This window comes from Prevotella sp. AM23-5 (assembly GCF_003473645.1).
Lineage (GTDB): Bacteria > Bacteroidota > Bacteroidia > Bacteroidales > Bacteroidaceae > Prevotella > Prevotella copri_A.
In genome coordinates, this window is the sequence record NZ_QUCG01000131.1 from 1 (window position 1) to 3186 (window position 3186).

At 45.3% G+C, this 3186-nt stretch carries 4 protein-coding genes; 3 read left to right on the plus strand and 1 reads right to left on the minus strand.

What is annotated here, in order from left to right; genetic code table 11:
* The first annotated feature begins 539 nt into the window (after window positions 1-539).
* Both DW657_RS16795 and DW657_RS16800 read left to right on the plus strand, forming a co-directional pair.
* The gene (locus DW657_RS16795; RefSeq protein ID WP_118313502.1) at window positions 540-1703 is read left to right on the plus strand and encodes a replication initiation protein; all 1164 of its coding nucleotides are present in this window, start codon (window positions 540-542) and stop codon (window positions 1701-1703) included.
* Between the two features lie 3 nt (window positions 1704-1706).
* Complete coding sequence (locus tag DW657_RS16800) at window positions 1707-1940, plus strand: DUF4248 domain-containing protein (RefSeq protein ID WP_233544530.1); 234 nt, start codon at window positions 1707-1709, stop codon at window positions 1938-1940.
* 143 nt (window positions 1941-2083) lie between these two features.
* Here the strand turns inward: DW657_RS16800 and DW657_RS16805 are convergent, their stop codons facing one another.
* Complete coding sequence (locus DW657_RS16805; protein ID WP_118313503.1) at window positions 2084-2752, minus strand: Crp/Fnr family transcriptional regulator; 669 nt, start codon at window positions 2750-2752, stop codon at window positions 2084-2086.
* A 211-nt stretch (window positions 2753-2963) separates the two neighbouring features.
* Between DW657_RS16805 and DW657_RS18490 the strand changes: the two genes are divergently transcribed.
* Window positions 2964-3186: Rpn family recombination-promoting nuclease/putative transposase (locus DW657_RS18490; RefSeq protein WP_233547204.1), on the plus strand; the 223-nt coding region annotated here is incomplete at its 3' end.

Below are 3186 nucleotides of genomic sequence, written 5' to 3' on the forward strand. Positions count from 1 at the left end.
CCCTTATACTATACCATATATAGTAATATATATACTTTATTATACTTTTTATACTATACGTAAACGCGTGTGAAAAATCATTTTTTTTAGAAATTTTGATGGAAAATGTATTTTTTTCTTTGTTTTTTTTGGTTATTTCGAAAAAAGGTGTTACTTTTGCAATCGGTTAGCTGAAATGGCATCAAAAGCTATGGCAAAAAGCAGTATTGTTATGAGGCTGATACAAGTGAGGGTTTTTCAATCGCCCTGAGAGAATAGGTACACTCATTCTTTTCCTATCTCTTATGGGTTTGGTATAGGATCCTTACCTGGACATTCTGTGTCCGATTGTTTTGAAAAAAGAATAATCGGCACGGAATGGATGGTAAGATGGTATATACCATACGAGCGCTAAAAAAAGAATGAGTAAAAGCTCCCAAAGGAAGCTATAAGTAGGCGCTCTGATTGTTATCTTCACCTATCCTTCTGTGTCGATTTCTTTTTAAAATATAAATTTGCCTACCTTGAAAAAGGCAGACGACAACTAATAAGGAAAAGAAATGACAAAACCTATGAACGATGTAATCTCTCTGCTGGGAGTTCAAGGACTGTCGCGAAACAATTATTCCGTTGTGCAGCTCAAGGTAGTTTTGGCCATTGTAGGCCATGCTCAGAAAGTGATTAAGGACTACGTGGTAGATGGCCAAATGCCTAATAAGTCTATGCGTAAGCGTTTGACAGCCAAGCAAATGACTGATGGCTATGTTGCCGTCGTCATCCGCTTGTCGGATCTATGCGCCCATACCAGCCGCTATAGTCAGGTGAAGAATGCGATAGTGGATATGGCGAAGCGCAAGCCGATAGCCATCCCCTACAAGTGTGATGTGAACCAGGTGACCTATTACGCTGAATTTCCAAGACTTTTCTCTTGTGAATTCATCAGGATGGGAGGTCATCTGGCGGTGGAGTTCCGTTTCTCCAACGATCTGCTGGACTACTTCTACAGTTTCGACAAGGGGGTAGCCCATGTGCATCTGGATGTGGTGAATCACTGCTGCAGTGCGTCATCCATCAAGCTCTACATCATTACCCTCTGCTGGGCGTTGAAGGGATATACCAAGATAGATCCCAAGAAGTTTGTGGCGCTGATGCACGGCAGGGAGAATTATTACAAATACTTCAGCGATCTGATGTCGAAGAGCCTCCAGCCGGCACTCGACGACCAGAAGCGACTCTACGACTGTGGCATGGTAGATCAGTATCTCACGCTATCTACCTATTATTCCGAGGAGGATGCCCTGAGAGCTGAGCAGCGCTGCGTGGGGTGGCCTACCTACCTGGTTTTTACGGTCCACTGCCGTGAGGATGAAGTGCAGGACGATAAGATTCCTGAGGAATTGCGCTCTCAACGTATCCAGCTGAAAATCAAGCTGATGAATCGTTATGATGTAAGCGAGGCTACTGCGAAGGAGCTGAGCAGTCATCTCTTTCTGGGGATGTTGGGTGACTTTGTGGTGTGGTTTGAGCGCAAGGAAAAGTATGTTGCCGAGCGCATCCGTCTGCATCAGCCTATGAAGAAGGCAGCATATATCGTGAGTGCCCTCCGTGGTTTCTTCAAGGATAGAGGCAGTCTGCCTGTGAAATCTTCCGGGGCATCCTCTCCGGATCCTGTCCCCGTGGCCAAGCCTTTTCCTCCTGTTCCGTCTAACCTCAAAAATGACTAGCTTATGCAAGATGCCAATCACAATAACTATATGATGATGGGCAAGGCAGATCTCGCCTTGCAGTATTTCCCGATGGCGGGCGACAAGATTACGGCTCGCCGACACCTGATGTCATGGATCAAGCGCTGTCCACCCCTATGGGAGGGCATCCGCCAACTGGGCTATCATCAGCGGTGTCAATACTTTTCTCCCAAAATGGTGCAATTGATTTACCATTTCCTGGGAGAGCCTGGCTAAAGGCTGAATAGTGAAAATTATTTATCATTACAGCAGTTTACAGGCTATTTTAGCCAAAAATCTCCCTATAAGTCAGCAGAGCTGTGCTTATAGGGAGATTTCAATTGCGCCGGATATATCTTCTTTCTTCTCATTCTTGCTCCTTATTTCATTTCATCCGAGTTGAGTATGGTAATGGTCTTGCCCTCAATCCTGATGGCACCCTTCTCCTCGAATTCAGAGAGGCAGCGGAGGAGCGAGAACTTCTGGATGCCGAAGATATCTGCCATTTCCTGTCGGCTGACATCCAGCCGGATGGTTCTGCTCTGCTGTTCGGTAGCCATCTTGATGAGGTATTGCGCCACCTTCTCCTTGACGGAGAAAAGGGAGAGCATGCGCATTTTCTGCGAAAGGAAGATATCTATCCTTGACAGGTGCTGGATGAAGTTCCAGCGTATGCGCTCATCAGTATCTATCAGCAGTTTCAGTTCCGAAGGCCTCATGCGCAGGAGGGTAGTCTTCCTGCTTGTCTCCACGCTTACGGGCATCTCGTTATTATGTGCGAATATATAGGCAGGGGCTATCAGCATCGATTCTCCCAGCCTATCTATCTGGGCCTGCTTGCCCGACAATCCTGACATGCGGGCTATCATCTCCCCCTCGACAATGATGTCGGCATATCTGCAGGGCATTCCTGCCAGCACATAGGTTTCCCTGGCAGCAAGCTCCACCATCCGGTAGCTTACCATCGACAGTGCCTCTCTGATTTCCTCAGGAGTAAATCCCTCAAATACCGTGCATTTCTGCAAGGTAACGAATATTGATTCTTTCATACATTTAAGTTTTATATTCAATAACGCATTTTCCCCCGATTTATTGTTTGCTTCCTTTAGAATCTTGAAGGCAGAATCTCCGCACACCCTATAAGAGTAGAATCTTACTAGCTAAAGCTCTGGTAATAAGCAAGAAAAATACGAAAAAACTTTGGTGTCTTAAAATAAAGTCGTAACTTTGCAGCTGAAAATTAATAGATGGAGGAAGAATATGGCAAATTATATCAGATTTGACTGGGCGATGAAGCGCCTGCTTCGCAACAAGGCAAACTATGCCGTGCTGGAAGGCTTTATGTGTTCGCTGCTGAACGAGAAATTCAAGATCAACCGATTCCTGGATAGTGAGAGCAATCAGCAGACCGAGAATGATAAATTCAACAGAGTTGATATCCTGGCAGAAAATGAGAAGGGAGAATTCATCATCTTCGAGATAC

Excerpts from the sequence above, each read along its gene's own strand:
- DW657_RS16795 (WP_118313502.1), top strand. The coding sequence starts at position 540 with ATGACAAAACCTATGAACGATGTAATCTCTCTGCTGGGAGTTCAAGGA.
- DW657_RS16800 (WP_233544530.1), top strand. The coding sequence starts at position 1,707 with ATGCAAGATGCCAATCACAATAACTATATGATGATGGGCAAGGCAGAT.
- DW657_RS16805 (WP_118313503.1), bottom strand. The coding sequence starts at position 2,752 with ATGAAAGAATCAATATTCGTTACCTTGCAGAAATGCACGGTATTTGAG.